The sequence below is a fragment of the Oligoflexia bacterium genome (genome assembly GCA_035326705.1).
In the GTDB taxonomy this organism is placed as follows: Bacteria; Bdellovibrionota_G; JALEGL01; order JALEGL01; family JALEGL01; genus JALEGL01.
The window spans coordinates 42703-58027 of sequence record DAOLES010000001.1 but is presented as its reverse complement, the minus strand read 5'-3'; the positions used below and the strand labels follow the sequence as shown (position 1 = coordinate 58027).

Genomic DNA, 15325 nt, shown 5'->3' with positions numbered 1-15325 from the left:
CAGAAATGGAAACTTTAAAAATATATTGGCATCCCAACTGTTCAACATGTAAAAAAGCTGTAAAATTCTTAGATAGCAATAAGCTAAACTATGAATTAATTGATTTAAGAGAAAAAGCTCCCAATAAAACTGAATTAAAAACCATGATGCGCAACTACCCAGATGCCGAAAAAAAGCTGTTCAATACTTCTGGACAAGTTTACAGAGAAAATAATTATAAAGAAAAAATTTTAAGCCTTTCTAAGACTGATATGGTTAATGAACTTGCTCAAAATGGGCTTTTGGTTAAACGGCCTTTTCTTTTAAAGAAAGATGGTCTTGGTCAAGTAGGTTTTAAAGAGGAAGAGTGGAAAAAACTGTTAAACTTAAAATAAAACAATATTTTTTTTAAAACAATAATACAAAATAGCTCAGACGTTGAAATTAACAATCATTTTATGTTAATGATTGTGTATCATGAATGACACAGATGTTAACTTTAAAAGCAACAACAATGTTTCACCTGATATGTTCAAAAGTTCTTTTTTGAATTTTTTAACCAGAACACATATATCTTTACCCTTAATTATATTTTATGGTTCTAGCGCCTACTTACTCTTTTTCCCAAAATCAGCAGTGCCTTTAACTGCAATGCATACGCTAGGCTTATTCTGTTTGGGTTTGCTTATTTTTACTTTTGTTGAATACAATATACATCGTTTTATTTATCACCCGGTAGGTAACTTAAATTGGGCAAAAAAAATTGCTTACTCAGTGCATGGCATTCATCATGATTACCCAAAAGATAAAATGCGTTTAGCTTTGCCACCTTGGTTAAGTGTACTCATTGCTTATTTAATTGTAGTCTTGTTTGAGAAAGTTGCGCCAAATCAAGCTCAGCCTTTAGCCTCTGGTTTTCTCTTTGGTTATGCCACTTATTTGGTTGTTCATTACGCGGTACATATTTTTCCAACTCCAAGAAATTTTTTAGGTGTTTTATGGAAAAATCATAATTTACATCACTACAAATACAAAGATAAATTGTATGGTGTATCTTCCCCACTATGGGATTATGTTTACAGGACCCATGCCCCTAAAAAAAAGACTTAATTTTTGTTAAACACGCTAGTTTTACGAAGATAATCCTCCATTCCCAAATATTTCCAATTTTGGGATGCATGATCATTTAATTTATTACATGAATCAACGTCAATATAATGTATAAAAGCGCGGCCTTCAAAAGTACCCCCTCCTATTTCATTTCTGGGTAGTGTAATTGAAACATCAATTTTACAAGAGACTGCATAACGCTTATTTATATGCTCAGAAGCATATTCAGATTGCAGTATGCCGTTAATTTCAAATTTTGATAGAATCGATCTAACAGATTCTTCTACATGTTTTTGAGGGTAAAACGCAATGGCTAAGTTTAATGGGTGAAATGTTTCATTTTCATTTAATTCTAAAAATATTTTAGGCAATTCTTCAGTATCTATAAAAGAAGATGAATCCATAATCAACGTCATGGTTTTTTGTGAGTATTCTTCATCAATTAAATGACTACCTTGAGCAAACGTGGCAATTGATAGAAATAAAACTATATAAACGACTATTTTTTTCATACCATAGCATTTAGCAAATTAGACTCAATGTGTCAACGCAAGGTTATTAATGAAGACTAACTAGCAACTCACCATTACTACTGGGCAACCACACAAGCTCTTCTTCATCAACAGTGATATTGCTTTTACTTGCTCTAACAACAATCTCTTTGATATCATAATTATTATTTTGATACTTTTGCTGTAACTGCTTTAGCTCTTGTTCCATTTCAGTATTAAGTTGTTTTAAACCTTCTTCATATTTTTCAACATCTTCTTTAGCCAAGGCAACATCATTTTTTTCTTTTTGAATTTTAGAAGCTCTTCTTAAAGTCGTTCCAAGATTCCCTACACTTCCTCGGGTCACTTTTCTTCCCAGCAAAGCACCAAGCACTGTTGTCCCAAATGAAATGGCTGCTGACAGTTTGCTTTGATCATATTGCGCATGTTCTTTATCTATTTTTTGTACCGCTTTATCTTTTTTATCTTCTAGCGATTCTATTTCTTTCACATACTGGGCCTTAATTTCATCCAACTCTTGATCTCGTTTTTCTTTATAAACGTGCTCAAGCCTAGCAATAAATCCAGCTTTATCTTCATCTTGTTTTGAAATTAGCTTGGTTAATGTATCTTTATAAACAACTATTGGCGCATTTTTATATACCGCTTGTTTAAATTTACTCAATAATGTCTTTCTTTTTTTATCATCCGAAATATTTTTTGGTAATTCTGCAAAGACATAACTATCCGTTTCTGCTCTTGAATCAATTTGCAAAGCATCTACATTTAAAGTTTGAATATCAGCGTTCCCATCAAACCATAACATATTAAATGTTTTCTCAGCAGCAACTTGATAAGTATTATTTTGATATACCGCTTCCGCTTTAGCTAAAATTGCTGGAATATACTGAATTTGTTCACTCCCTAAAACAGTGTCACTGAGGGCATATCTTTGTTTAAGCCCATTTATTTGAGGTGGATCAAGAACTATATTCTTTTGAGATAGTAAAAGATCTGGAGAATTTTTTACCTGATTAGATTTCTGCTTCTCCTTTTTTGCTTGCATCAGCAGGTTAATTTCTTCAAGGGTCACTGGGCCTTTTAAATAGGACATAGCCCAACGTGTGTGAAAAAGACAACTTTGATGTTCATGAATATTTTTCATAATAAATACTCGGCTTGGTAACAGAGCCAAAATATTTTCATAATCTTCTTTGGTCATAGCATCGGCAGTTTGAGTAAGTGTTTGCAAACCTTCTATAACTTTACTTTGATCTTGTTTGGTTTGCAATCGACCTAAAAACCAGGTGCCAATATTGGATAGTGCTTTATAATCTAAATCAGACGGGTTTTGTGATGCTAAAACTAGGCCAAGACCATAGGCTCTAGATTGTTTTAATAATGTTAAAAATGCTTTTTTTGATGGCGGATTTTCAACCGGGGGTAAAAAACCAAAAATCTCATCCATGTAAAGTAAAGCTTTAAGACTTGACGTTCCAGATTGAGCTCGCATCCAAAAAATAATTTCTTCTAATAAACTACTGACAAAAAACATGCGTTCACTATCGCTCAAATGTGCAATAGAAAATATATTAACCTTTGCTTTACCATTTTCATCCCATAATAATTTCTGAATATCTAAACCATCTCCTTGACTCCATAGTGAAAACGATGGTGAAGCCAGCAACGCATTAAGTTTCATCGCCAAGTTTAAACGCTGTTTTTCATTGATAAACTGATCAATATCCATCACTCCAATTTTTTTTTGGCTTGGGTTTTGAACTTCTTTAATTAAATTTCCTAAAGAAATTTGATTAAGTTTTTTCCATAAATGGATCAATGTACTTGTTAAATAGACAAAAAGTGGACTTTGAGATTCTATCTTTTCTCCCATCAAAGTTAAAAGCCCTTCTATCAAATGTTCAGCATGATCATTGATCTCAGTTAATGACTCGGTTTGAGGTTTATTCAATGACTTGAGTATTGAAACCTGCAAACCTTTTTCACTTCCTGGAGTATAGATATTTATATTTGCATTCTCTTTTAGTGCTTTTATTCTATTAGCATTTTGGTGCCAAGATACTGTTCCTTCTTTCCATTTTTCTGCTTCTTTATTAGCAAAAGCTTGTAAAGTAACCCCTTTTACAGCAGCCTTACCTGGGTCTACCCACTTAATAAAATCTTCACTCGCAAAGTTTGGACTGATCATCATTAAATTAGCAATATCTCCTTTTGGATCAATTGCGATGATTGGAATTTGATCTAAAATAGCTTCTTCAAGTAAGCTCACACATAAGCCGGTCTTACCACTTCCTGTCATTCCTAAGCAAACAGCATGCGTGCACAAGTCTTTTGCATCATAATAGGTCATATCCTCTAAGATTTCTTGATTTTCTACATCATATTGTTTTCCTAAATAAAAAGAACCTATACTTTCCATTATTTTTTCCATTTACTTCCAATCTTTGTATACAAATTATACCTGCATATTGTTTGACAATTACTGATGCTAATATATCATCATTGCCATTAATGAAGAAAATTTAATGACTCAACTAAGCGAAAAAGATTTTCATGACCTCTTAACCATTGGTGTGGCCTTGGGTACCCAAAAAAACCTTTCTGATCTTTTACATATCATTTTAGAAAAAGGGAAAGATATTTTACGGTGTCAAAAAGCTTCTTTCTTTTATGTAGACTCTTCAAGCCCAATTACTTCCAAGCAACTTGTTTACTTTTCTTTACAACATAAACAGGCACAATTAACATTTCCCATTGATAACCATAGCTTGGCCGGTTATGTAGCAAGCCATAAATGTTTATTAAATATTGAAGATGTCCATCAACTCGAATCAGATTTACCTTTTAATTTTAATCCACGATTTGATCATCAAGGAACAATCAAAAGTATTTCGCTTCTATCCGCACCACTTTTAGATCATGAGGGCAAACTTATTGGCGTATTGCAGTTTTTCAACAAACTATCTCCAGAAAAAAATATTATCTCATTTAATCAAAGAGATGAGTTTATTTTAAAAAGCTTATCCAACCAAGCTGCAGTTTCTATTGTCAGTGCAAAAAGCAATGAGGATATAAAAAACTTATTTGAAGGTTTTATCAGAGCTTCAGTTACTGCAATTGAATCACGTGATCCCACCACGTCTGGGCACTCAGAAAGAGTTGCTAAATTAACTTTAAGCTTAAGCCAAGAAGTGAACGATATTAATCATGGACAATTTAAAAACATTAATTTTGATCACTCACAATTTCGACAAATAGAGTTTGCGGCCCTTCTGCATGACTTTGGAAAAATTGGGGTACGTGAGCATATTTTATCTAAGGCAAATAAGCTTTATCCACATGAGCTTCCTGCAATTTTCAATGAATTAGATCTTATTTTAAATGAACTTACATTGTATTATGCTCAATTAAAAATAGATCATCTTGAACAGTATAAAAAAGTTGATATTCATTTATTTGCCCAATTTGACCTTGACGTCATCCAAATGAAAAAAAACATAGACCAACTTAAAACATTACTAACTGCTGCCAATCAACCTGGAGAGACAACAAAGCATGCTTTAGAAAAAATTGAAAAACTTTTAGAACTTATAAAAGAAAGCGCAAAAACCACGCGTATAGTTGTCAATCAAGATCAATTGCAACGCTTAAAAATTGAAAGTGGCACCTTAACCCAGGCAGAACGTCTACAAATACAAGAACATGTTACCAACTCTTTTATGTTCTTACAGAGAATTCCTTGGACAAGAAGTTTTGAAAAAGTTCCAGAAATTGCTTTTAGTCATCATGAAAAAATTGATGGTTCTGGTTACCCAAGGGGTTTAAAAGGCAACCAAATACCCCTTGAATCAAGAATAATGACTGTAGCAGATATTTTTGATGCTCTGGTTTCTCTTGATAGGCCGTATAAAAAAGCTCTCCCCATAAAAGATGCCTTAACCATTCTTAAGCAAGAAGCTGCAAGACAAAAAATTGAACTTGACTTAGTTAATCTTTTTATCCAAAAAAATGTGTACAAGGCAACTCATAAATGAATCGAGTCTTACTTGGCATATCCTTCCTATACTGTTTAATTTTTATCGGCTTATATCCCGGCTGGTATGATTCTGCAGAACTCGTCACCGGATCTTTTACTCTTGGCTTAACACACCCCCCCGGACAGCCGTTTTATATTTTACTCAATTACGCGTTTTGTAATTTATTTATGTTTGGTAGTATAGCGTTTAGAAGTGCTTTATTTTCATGTCTTTTGGGTATCGCAAGCGTTTATTTGGCATACAAACTTATAATTGAGGATCAAAAACTCAACAATTTCCAAAAAATTCTTATTTATATTAGTTTATTAACAATACCTTCCTTAGCAGTACAAATTACGAGAATAGAACTTTACACGTTGATTCTTTTTTTAGCATTATTAAACATTCACTGTATTCATCAGTTCATGAAAAAAGATCACTTGCCATATTTGTATCTAGCTGCATTTATTTGTGGTTTAGCGTTCTGTGTGCACACTTTGATGGCATTTTTTCAAACACTTATACTTGCTCTTTATTGCTTGCATATTCTTATCAAGACCTACAATAAAAACACTTGGCAACAACTTAAAAAAACAGCTTGGTTAAATATATTTTTCTTCATAGGTTTTGCTTGTAATCTCTATTTGGTCATAAGAGCGCACAGTAATCTAAAAGTAATGATGATGCCTATTGAAAATTTTTCTGATTTTATGTACTTCATTCTTGCAAAAACTTATGCACGCTCTTTCTCACTAAAGAGTTTGCATTATAATATTGATCATTTTGGATCGCTGCTTAAAATCATTCTACCATTTGTATTTTTTATTCTGCCCTCACTTATTTTCATAAACTTCAGCAAACTCGTCTCAAAAAAAACTTTTCTTTTTTTATTTTTTAGCCTTATAAACACTATTCCATGGCTCATCTTACCATATACTTTTGAAAATCCTGATATACATGGCTATGCACTCATCTTGTGTTTTTCAATACTTATTTTCTCTTGGCATATTCTTTTACAAAGTCAAACAACATTCACTCAGTGGAAAACTAGCTATACTTCTATCTTGGCAAGTTTTTTAATCATATTTCAAAGCTATTATTTTACAAGTGCCCTTAAAACCAATGGCAGCGAAGTAGGAAAAATTTTATCGCATTTTTTAAAAAAAACTCCTTACAATTCTGTATCAATACTAACCAGTGATCACTGGGTCTTTAACTATTGGTACGCTCAATACATTGAAAATATTAAACCTGATCACTGGACTATTCCTGCTGAGTTAGCTAAAAACAAATGGTATCAAAAGAAACATCTTTCTTTGTTTAAAAACCAATACACAACAAAAGTTTTTGAAGAAAATGAAACCATTAATGATAACGAATTGTTTTTAAGTTCAAATTATTTTAGCCAAGAAAAAGAAAAGTTACTCAATTACTGTCAAGCTAAACTAAAATATGACTTTAGTTCTATTGAAAAAACAATATGTACTTATACTATTGTCCAGTGGAGCAAACAGTTTTTTAGGCAGCAAGATTTATTGGCTGCTATAAATCTCTTAGAAGAGTTTTATCAATTTCCACTAAGTCAAGAAGCATGCCCGTATCCAGAAAAAAACTTTCAATCACCATTTCTATTGGATACGCATACTCCTTTATTTTTGCCTGAGCCTAATCACGGCATTGAAACACTTGTGTATTACTATATTCAGTGCAACCTACTTCCAAAAAACACTATTGATGTTATTTTAAAGATGAATCCAAGTCTCAATACCTACTTGCTTTTAACTCAAGGGGTTTTAAAAAACTCTTCTTCAGAACAAGCCTTAGAGTTTCTAAAGAGCTTCAAAGAAAAATTTCGCATCAACCCTGAACAGTACCAACAAGCACACCAATATCTATTACATAAAATTCAATAATTTTTTCCAATTTGACCAATCTTGATATTTTGAGATATATTCCTACTGCAGTTTACATACAAAAAACATCATATCAATATGAAGACATTAAATATAAATCACCTTCGTAAAGGTTTTAGTCTTGTTGAGGCAATGACTGCTATTTTAATCGTAGGAATTTTAGCAACAGTAGGGGTTCCACAATACAGAAAATATATTGCCGATGCATACAAGTCTGAAGGATTATTATTATTAAGAAAAGTTGTAGACTCTCAAACCTTATATTACAAAACACAGCCCTTTTTACATCAAAATAGAACCCTGATGTGTCAACCAAATTATTCATTTGCTGGTTTATCAACCTACTGGAGCGATAGCAAAACCTGCAATGGTAGAACAACAGCTCGTCACCAACATCCACTTAATCAAAAAAAATACATATGTTTTTTTCAGTCAAAATTAACTTTTAACAGTACAGACTGTCTTATAACCTCATCTAACCGCTATAATGCTAACAATAAATTTCTTGGAGAATATGTCAGATCACAAAATGCAACCTACAATATTTTTTTATTGGACCCTACCGTAAGCAAATTCACTGCTTATGCAGGCAGAGACTCATGGGTGCAAGCAAATTATGGTGTCCCCCTCAATCAAACATTGACTGTTAGAGCAGTTGCTGACACTGATGGTGACAGTACTCATCATAGTTACACACGAGCAAATGTGCTCTACAACTCAACTTACAATCCTCTATTAAGATCTGATCTTTGGGTTTTGCAAAGAAGTATGTATGCAAATAATGGTGAATTAAATTTAACCAGCGGAATATTTGAAATTAATCCTGGAGAGTAAGTTGAATATTCAAATTTATTTAAACTTTATTGATTAAATATATTTTTCAAATTTTCACTCTTTAAGCGCAAAAGCTTGTTTTAGTCTATTCAAACCTTCAGTAAGATGGTTCATATTCGCAGCAAAACTCATTCTTAAAAAACCATTTTTTCCAAAAGCACTGCCGGGAACCAAAGCTAAAAAATACTTCTCAAGTAACATATTGCTTAATTCAATATCAGACTCAAAACCCATTTTTTTCATCGCCTCTCTGACATCAAAAAAGAAATAAAACCCACCATGCGGCTCAAGCACTTTACATCTAGGAATATCTTTTATTATTTTTAAACATTCATTTCTTCTTTGAATAAATGTTTCTTGCATAACTTGGACATCGTTTTGATTACCACTAACCGCTTCTAAGGCAGCCCATTGAGAAATAGCACTCACATTGGCAGTTGTTTGAGACTGTATTTTTGTCATTGCGGAAATGATATCTTCATGGGCTAATGCCCAACCCACCCGCCAGCCGGTCATGGAATATGTTTTAGAAAGACCATTGATAACAATAATTTTATCCTGATCAAATTTTCCGCTCATGGCGGCAGAAAAATAAGTCTGTTGGTCAAGAATTAGTTTTCCATAAATATCATCTGTTAGAACATAGGCTTGTGGAGCATTTTTATTTAAAACACTAAGACACTCTTCTATCCATGCTTTGGGAAAAACCTGACTGGTAGGATTGCTAGGACTGTTAATAATAAGTGCTTTTGTCTTTGATGTGATCTCTTTTTTTAAATCTTCAATGTCAGGCAGAAAGTTTTTCTCAAAATGACTTTCAACCAATACAGGTTTGCCTTTACAAAGTTTAACTATCTCTGGATAAGACACCCAATAAGGCTTTAATATCAGCACCTCATCTTCAGGCTCCAATATAGAAAACATGGCATTAAACAATGCTTGTTTACCGCCATTGGTAACAATAACATTCTCATTTTTATAAGACTTTTGATAAAAACTTTGACTCGTTTTTGCGATTGCTTCCCTTAACTCAATAATGCCTGCAGATGCAGTATAAAAGTGTTTACCAGATTTTATCGCATCAATTGCCGCTTTTTGGATTCTATCAGAAGTTTTAAAATCAGGCTCTCCCGTTGTTAAATTAATAACTGGCTTTCCTTGAGCTATAAAATCTTTGGCTTTTTGGTTGAGAGCCAGTGTTGCAGATGCTTTTAAATTTTTAACAAGTGAGTTCATAGGCAAAAATTTCTTTCATTTTTCTTTCAACTTCTTGAGGAACCATTTCACTTATATTACCATTAAGACGAGCAATTTCCTTAATTAAGGTTGAACTTAAAAAAGAATATTTTGCATCCGTCATCATAAAAACTGTCTCAATACTACTCTCCAGTTTTTTGTTGGCCAATGACATTTGAAATTCATATTCAAAGTCTGAAACCGTTCTTATTCCTCTTAAAATAACATGACTATCTTTAGACTTAACATATCGCATTAAAAGTCCGCTAAACGCTTCAACATCAACATTGTCAAAGCTAGTACAAGCATTTTTTGCAAGCTCTATACGATCTTGCAAAGTAATCAAAGATTTTTTTGGTGAATCTGCAGCTATTGCCACGATCACTTGCTCATATATTTTTGCAGCTCTTTCAATAATATTTAAATGTCCTAAGGTCATTGGGTCAAAAAAACCTGGATATACCACAATATTATTTTTAGTTTTTGTCATAATTAAATATCCAAAGAACACTATCCCCTATTATTCTTTTACTTTCAAGACTTAGTTGTGAAAAAGCCAAGTCTTCACTTAACTTACTTCTTTCAACAACAACAATAGCACCAGGGTTAAGCAAGTTGAGTTTAATCAATTCAGGGACTGTTTCTTCTGCCAGAGCTAAAGCAAAAGGTGGATCAAAAAGTACAAGATCAAATTTTTGCCGGACTTGTTTAAGAGCCTTAGGCAATTCACCTTTAACAATTTTACTTCTACCTTCTACTTGAAGAGAGTTTATATTATGGCTAATGGTTCGCACATTTTGGCTGCTCTTTTCAATAAATAAACAGAACTTAGCACCTCTACTTAAAGCTTCTAAACCTATAGAGCCCGTACCTGCACATAAATCAATCACTTCCGTATCTAAAACCCTGTCACTTAAAATATTAAATAATGACTCTCGGACTCTATCTAACATAGGCCGAGTGAATGTATTTTTGCTTCCTGGCCCCTTCAAACGCCTCCCTCTAAACTCTCCACCAATGATTCGCATAAGCTTCTATGTATCATTTGTTGTTAATTTGCGCTATCGCTTGACATTTTTTCCTTTAAAAATCATACTTTACTGATAGCACTTTAAAGTCTGGAGACCTTAATTATGAAAACTGTCCTTGTAGCTGATGATAGCACCATCATTCAAAAATCAATTGATATCAGTTTATCTCACAGTGACTTCAATGTTATTTATACGTCTTCTGCTGGGGAAGCTTGGGAACAAAGTCAACAACAATTGATTGATCTTTTTATTCTTGACGTAAGTATGCCTGATAAAAATGGTATAGAGCTTTGCAAACAGCTCAGAACTTTACCCCAGTACTTACAAACCCCTGTTATTATGCTTGCTAGCGCACAAAACCCCCTAGATGATACTGAGTTGGAAAGAATAGGAGCACAAGATTTTATTCTAAAACCTTTTGAAACTTCAGAGATATCAGAAAAAGTTCATGGTTACCTTAACCATTTGTCATCTCCGCCTACACGCGATGAAGAAAGCTTTTTTACTCCAAAATACAGTCCAGAGAAAAATAATATTGCTACCACTAACAGATCATCACATGCGGCGTCAACTGAATCAAGCTATGATATCGGTTTTTCTTCTGTTGATGATATTGCCTTAACTGATGCAGAAGTGAATGTGAAAGCCATAGCTGAAGATGAAAGCCAAGATGATATTTACAGCTCCAACTCCCCTGAAATCAGTGATTTTGCCTTTGATAATTCAGATCTTTCAGGTATCGATGTCAATTCAAATTTAGATTCTATTTCTGGCTCTAACACAACTCAACATCAGGAATTAAACTTAGAGACAACGACCAATGAATCTACTGATATCAATTTTAGTCAAGACTTTCAGGACATCCTTGAAGCCAATGCTGATTCTTTTCACTCCAAGCCTGAGCAAAAAGAACCCAATTACTCCCCACTAAGCCCTGAAACCAATGATCAGATTGTTAATGCTGAACCTGTTGAAACTGATGTAATTGAACATCTACAAAAAACTGAGACTTCCTACCCCAGTGACCATTCTGACTTACAAAGTTTTGATGACATACCTGTAAGCAACCATAATTTTAGCTCTGAAAACAGTGTTCAAAACCTACAACTTTCTGATCAACAAATAGAATCTATCGTGACAAAAGTCTTTGAAAAAGTTATTGAACGCATAGCATGGGAAGTAGTACCAGACATAGCGGAAAAGATGATACGCGAAGAAATCAGCAGATTAACCAAAGATTAGATACACGATATCAGCCTGAATCTTTTGAACAACAACTTTATCAAGACTCCCTTGATCAAGCGCTTTTTAAAGCCAATGCCAATAGTTCCAAAGATGCCTTTACCATAGTTATCCCCCCACCCAATGTAACAGGGGTTTTACATATGGGGCACGCACTGGATAACACCTTACAAGACATATTGATTCGTTATAAACGCATGGACGGTTATGAAGCCCTGTGGTTACCAGGAACTGATCATGCTGGTATTGCAACTCAAGCTGTTGTTGAAAGAAACTTACTCGCAGAAGGTACTTCAAGACAGAAAATTGGCCGTAAAGCTTTTGTCGACAGAGTTTGGCAATGGAAAGAACAGTCTGGCAACACTATCATTAATCAACTCAAACGCTTAGGTGCTTCATGTGACTGGAGCAGAGAGCGATTTACACTTGATGAAGGTTTAAGTTACGCCGTGCGTAAGGTTTTTGTAGATTTGTACAATGAGGGTCTTATTTACCGTTCTAGTTATTTGGTTAACTGGAGTCCCGCCCTTCAATCAGCTATTTCAGATCTTGAAGTCAACCATGAAGAAGTTGATGGCCAATTGGTTTATTTTAAATACCCGCTTGCTGATCATGCATCAGAACATATCGTTGTGGCAACAACTCGCCCAGAAACAATCCTTGGTGACACTGCCATTGCTGTTCATCCAAATGACTCAAGGTATCAAAATCTAATTGGAAAAACAGTTGTGCATCCTTTTGTTAATCGAACAATACCTATCATTGCTGATGAATACGTTGATCCTAAATTTGGCTCAGGCGCTGTAAAAATAACTCCAGCACATGATCCCAATGACTATGAAATGGGTAAGCGCCATAACTTAGATAACATTACCATTTTAGATAAAAGTGGGCATATTGACTGTCCTGAATCAGACTTTCATACTCAAGATCGTTTTGAAGCCCGCAAAAACATTATTCAAAGCTTAAAAGATAAAAACTTATGGTTAAAAACTGAACCGCATCGACACAGTGTTGGAATTTGTGACCGTTCAGGAGCTGTGGTTGAACCTAGAATTTCTGAACAGTGGTTTGTAAAAACTAAACCATTAGCTGAACCTGCTTTAGCAGCTGTAAAAAGTAGTGACGTTAAGTTTGTTCCTAGTCAATGGACCAAAACCTATGAGCATTGGATGGAGAATATACAAGACTGGTGTATTTCTAGACAACTTTGGTGGGGACACCAAATTCCCGTTTGGTATTGTGACAATTGTTCAGAAAAAACTGTTACCATTGATGATCCTGATTATTGTCAGCACTGTCAGTCAAAAAACATTCAGCAAGATCCTGACGTTTTAGATACATGGTTTTCTTCTGGCTTGTGGCCATTTTCAACCTTAGGTTGGCCTGAGTCTACAGATGATTTAAAAAAGTTTTTTCCCACCTCAGTATTGGTCACCGGTTTTGATATCATCTTTTTTTGGGTTGCCAGAATGATGATGATGAGTTGTAAGTTTATGGGCCAAGCCCCCTTTCACACCATTCACATTCATGCTTTGGTTAAAGATGAACAGGGTAAAAAAATGTCCAAGTCTAAAGGCAATGTTGTTGACCCTCTAGAGCTAATGAATACTTATGGAACAGATGCTTTTAGATTTTCTCTGACCGCATTTGCTGCTCAAGGTAGAGATATCCTTTTATCTGAAAAAAGAATAGAGGGTTATAGAAATTTTATGACTAAGCTGTGGAACGCGGCACGCTTCACTTTATCGCAACTAAGTGAAGATAAAGTTTTCACAAGCGATGAATTAAATCAAACATCTCCACAAACCATGGCTCAACATTGGATACTTAATGAACTAGAGACTTTGATTGATGAGGTAAGAAAGGCTTTAGATCAATATCGTTTTAATGAAGCCGCTCAAGCAACATACAACTTTATTTGGAAAAACTATTGTGACTGGTTTTTAGAAGTTGCAAAAGCCGACTTGGATGAGCCACAACTTAAAAATAAAACCCAGCTGGTTTTAGTTCACGCACTGGAAACATCCCTAAGACTTTTGCACCCAATTGCACCTTTTATTACTGATAAAATTTGGCAAGAATTGCCGCTTGAACAGAGCACCACTTACCATGCTATAGGTTGGCAAAGCTATCCTAAAGCCCTTAAAAATAAAGCCTTGGAAAATCAAAAAGTACATGATTTTCAAACCACACAAAATATTATTGAAGCCATACGACAATTTAGAGCGGAAAACCAAATTGCTCCAAGTCAACAAATCAATAAAGTTTATATTCCTGATTTTAATCAACTGATTAATAAAAGTAATATTGATGAGTCTAAACGCTATATTCAACGTCTTTGCAGAGTTGAATTTATTGAGAACTCTAATTTACCTGAAGACATCCGTAAGCAGGCTCATTCAAGCATTAAAATTGCTCATACTCAGTCAACCTTAACTGTTCCTTGGCAAGGCATTATTGATATCAATAAAGAACTTGATCGACTGCAAAAAAACTTGCTTAAAGCGAATAAAGAAAAAGAATCCGTGGAAAAACGTCTCAATAATAAGTCTTTTGTAGATAAAGCACCCAAAGATGTTTTAGAAAAAAACAAATTACGCTTACAAGAAGCCATACAACAAATTAAGCAAATTGAACAAGAGTTACACCGTTTAGATCATGCATAACGCTCTTTTTCAATTATGCTTATCAAAATTTTTTAAAAACACTGCCCATGATTTTTTCTACCCGTGCTTTTATCTTGATGAGGTGAGCTCCACGCAAGATGCTTTAAAAAAACTCTTAGATCTGGGTGCTCCTAATAAAACCACTGTTTTTACTTATAAACAAACCCATGGCAGAGGAAGAAACCAATCTCAATGGCAAACTCTTCCAGGAAAACACTTGTTTTTTTCTCATGCACAAAATTTAAAAATACCCAACAAAGATATCGCAAAAATAAGTCTTCTGGTTGGAATAGCTTTAAGGGATAGCCTAGAGCAATATTTTAACATCAAAGCAAAAATTAAATGGCCAAATGATCTTTATATAGAGAATAAAAAATTGTCAGGAATTTTATGTGAAGTTACACAAATCAATAGTAAATACCTTTGTATTATTGGTATTGGTATTAATATCAACCTTGGAAACAATAAAATTAAACAAAATGAGTTTTCACCCGCGTTTGCACAAAATTACACAGACTTAACTATTCACCCTTGGCATCTCCTTGGCAAAGCAATACAAAGCATTGATACTTGCTTAGCAAATATAGAATATAGCTTCTTAAAACTTCAGAAAAACTATCACCGATATGACTATCTTTTTAATAAAGTAATTTCAGTTAATACAGGTACTCAAACCTACCAAGGACAAGCAAAAGGCATCAACGAAGACGGGGCCCTATTGCTAGAAATTAAAGACAATAAAACCATTCCTATTTACTCTGGTCATATTAGTTTTTAGTTAAA

At 34.0% G+C, this 15325-nt stretch carries 13 protein-coding genes; 8 read left to right on the top strand and 5 right to left on the bottom strand.

What is annotated here, in order from left to right:
• Positions 1 to 5: 5 nt before the first annotated feature.
• The gene (locus PKC21_00290) at positions 6 to 374 is read left to right on the top strand and encodes a Spx/MgsR family RNA polymerase-binding regulatory protein (GenBank protein HMR23765.1); all 369 of its coding nucleotides are present in this window, start codon (positions 6 to 8) and stop codon (positions 372 to 374) included.
• 82 nt (positions 375 to 456) lie between these two features.
• Positions 457 to 1089 carry a sterol desaturase family protein gene (locus PKC21_00285; protein ID HMR23764.1) on the top strand — a complete coding sequence of 211 codons (633 nt, stop codon included), beginning with the start codon at positions 457 to 459 and terminating at the stop codon, positions 1087 to 1089.
• Here PKC21_00285 and PKC21_00280 read toward each other — a convergent pair.
• Positions 1086 to 1601, bottom strand: a complete 516-nt coding sequence (locus PKC21_00280; GenBank protein ID HMR23763.1) for a hypothetical protein — start codon at positions 1599 to 1601, stop codon at positions 1086 to 1088. The two genes, PKC21_00285 and PKC21_00280, sit on opposite strands and share 4 nt — an antisense overlap.
• A 46-nt stretch (positions 1602 to 1647) precedes the next feature.
• Positions 1648 to 4032 carry a DUF87 domain-containing protein gene (locus PKC21_00275; protein HMR23762.1) on the bottom strand — a complete coding sequence of 795 codons (2385 nt, stop codon included), beginning with the start codon at positions 4030 to 4032 and terminating at the stop codon, positions 1648 to 1650.
• A gap of 94 nt (positions 4033 to 4126) precedes the next feature.
• Between PKC21_00275 and PKC21_00270 the strand changes: the two genes are divergently transcribed.
• The 3 genes from PKC21_00270 to PKC21_00260 all read left to right on the top strand — a co-directional run bounded on the left by PKC21_00270 (position 4127) and on the right by PKC21_00260 (position 8364).
• The gene (locus PKC21_00270; protein ID HMR23761.1) at positions 4127 to 5635 is read left to right on the top strand and encodes an HD domain-containing phosphohydrolase; all 1509 of its coding nucleotides are present in this window, start codon (positions 4127 to 4129) and stop codon (positions 5633 to 5635) included.
• Positions 5632 to 7530, top strand: coding sequence for a DUF2723 domain-containing protein (locus PKC21_00265; GenBank protein ID HMR23760.1), 1899 nt, complete (start codon positions 5632 to 5634; stop codon positions 7528 to 7530). The genes PKC21_00270 and PKC21_00265 overlap by 4 nt, the downstream gene beginning before the upstream one ends.
• Before the next feature lie 78 nt (positions 7531 to 7608).
• Positions 7609 to 8364 carry a prepilin-type N-terminal cleavage/methylation domain-containing protein gene (locus tag PKC21_00260; GenBank protein ID HMR23759.1) on the top strand — a complete coding sequence of 252 codons (756 nt, stop codon included), beginning with the start codon at positions 7609 to 7611 and terminating at the stop codon, positions 8362 to 8364.
• 54 nt (positions 8365 to 8418) lie between these two features.
• Here the strand turns inward: PKC21_00260 and PKC21_00255 are convergent, their stop codons facing one another.
• The 3 genes from PKC21_00255 to rsmD are packed head-to-tail and all read right to left on the bottom strand — an operon-like array spanning position 8419 to position 10628.
• Positions 8419 to 9600, bottom strand: coding sequence for a pyridoxal phosphate-dependent aminotransferase (locus tag PKC21_00255; protein ID HMR23758.1), 1182 nt, complete (start codon positions 9598 to 9600; stop codon positions 8419 to 8421).
• Positions 9584 to 10090 carry a pantetheine-phosphate adenylyltransferase gene (coaD, locus tag PKC21_00250; GenBank protein ID HMR23757.1) on the bottom strand — a complete coding sequence of 169 codons (507 nt, stop codon included), beginning with the start codon at positions 10088 to 10090 and terminating at the stop codon, positions 9584 to 9586. The genes PKC21_00255 and coaD overlap by 17 nt, the downstream gene beginning before the upstream one ends.
• Positions 10077 to 10628, bottom strand: coding sequence for a 16S rRNA (guanine(966)-N(2))-methyltransferase RsmD (rsmD, locus tag PKC21_00245; GenBank protein ID HMR23756.1), 552 nt, complete (start codon positions 10626 to 10628; stop codon positions 10077 to 10079). Before rsmD ends, coaD begins: the two co-directional genes overlap by 14 nt.
• A gap of 105 nt (positions 10629 to 10733) precedes the next feature.
• Here rsmD and PKC21_00240 point away from each other — a divergent pair, with 105 nt between their 5' ends.
• The 3 genes from PKC21_00240 to PKC21_00230 all read left to right on the top strand — a co-directional run bounded on the left by PKC21_00240 (position 10734) and on the right by PKC21_00230 (position 15320).
• Positions 10734 to 11873 (top strand): response regulator, encoded by a 1140-nt coding sequence (locus PKC21_00240; protein ID HMR23755.1) that lies wholly within the window; start codon positions 10734 to 10736, stop codon positions 11871 to 11873.
• Complete coding sequence (locus PKC21_00235) at positions 11804 to 14542, top strand: valine--tRNA ligase (protein HMR23754.1); 2739 nt, start codon at positions 11804 to 11806, stop codon at positions 14540 to 14542. The genes PKC21_00240 and PKC21_00235 overlap by 70 nt, the downstream gene beginning before the upstream one ends.
• 82 nt (positions 14543 to 14624) lie before the next feature.
• On the top strand, positions 14625 to 15320 hold the full coding sequence (locus PKC21_00230; protein HMR23753.1) for a biotin--[acetyl-CoA-carboxylase] ligase: 696 nt from the start codon (positions 14625 to 14627) through the stop codon (positions 15318 to 15320).
• Positions 15321 to 15325: the final 5 nt, after the last annotated feature.

What these genes read in the sequence shown, in the direction of transcription:
- PKC21_00235 (HMR23754.1), top strand. Translation starts at nt 11,804, where the DNA reads ATGGGAAGTAGTACCAGACATAGCGGAAAAGATGATACGCGAAGAAAT.
- rsmD (HMR23756.1), bottom strand. Translation starts at nt 10,628, where the DNA reads ATGCGAATCATTGGTGGAGAGTTTAGAGGGAGGCGTTTGAAGGGGCCA.
- coaD (HMR23757.1), bottom strand. Translation starts at nt 10,090, where the DNA reads ATGACAAAAACTAAAAATAATATTGTGGTATATCCAGGTTTTTTTGAC.
- PKC21_00270 (HMR23761.1), top strand. Translation starts at nt 4,127, where the DNA reads ATGACTCAACTAAGCGAAAAAGATTTTCATGACCTCTTAACCATTGGT.
- PKC21_00240 (HMR23755.1), top strand. Translation starts at nt 10,734, where the DNA reads ATGAAAACTGTCCTTGTAGCTGATGATAGCACCATCATTCAAAAATCA.
- PKC21_00285 (HMR23764.1), top strand. Translation starts at nt 457, where the DNA reads ATGAATGACACAGATGTTAACTTTAAAAGCAACAACAATGTTTCACCT.
- PKC21_00280 (HMR23763.1), bottom strand. Translation starts at nt 1,601, where the DNA reads ATGAAAAAAATAGTCGTTTATATAGTTTTATTTCTATCAATTGCCACG.
- PKC21_00290 (HMR23765.1), top strand. Translation starts at nt 6, where the DNA reads ATGGAAACTTTAAAAATATATTGGCATCCCAACTGTTCAACATGTAAA.
- PKC21_00275 (HMR23762.1), bottom strand. Translation starts at nt 4,032, where the DNA reads ATGGAAAAAATAATGGAAAGTATAGGTTCTTTTTATTTAGGAAAACAA.
- PKC21_00260 (HMR23759.1), top strand. Translation starts at nt 7,609, where the DNA reads ATGAAGACATTAAATATAAATCACCTTCGTAAAGGTTTTAGTCTTGTT.
- PKC21_00265 (HMR23760.1), top strand. Translation starts at nt 5,632, where the DNA reads ATGAATCGAGTCTTACTTGGCATATCCTTCCTATACTGTTTAATTTTT.
- PKC21_00255 (HMR23758.1), bottom strand. Translation starts at nt 9,600, where the DNA reads ATGAACTCACTTGTTAAAAATTTAAAAGCATCTGCAACACTGGCTCTC.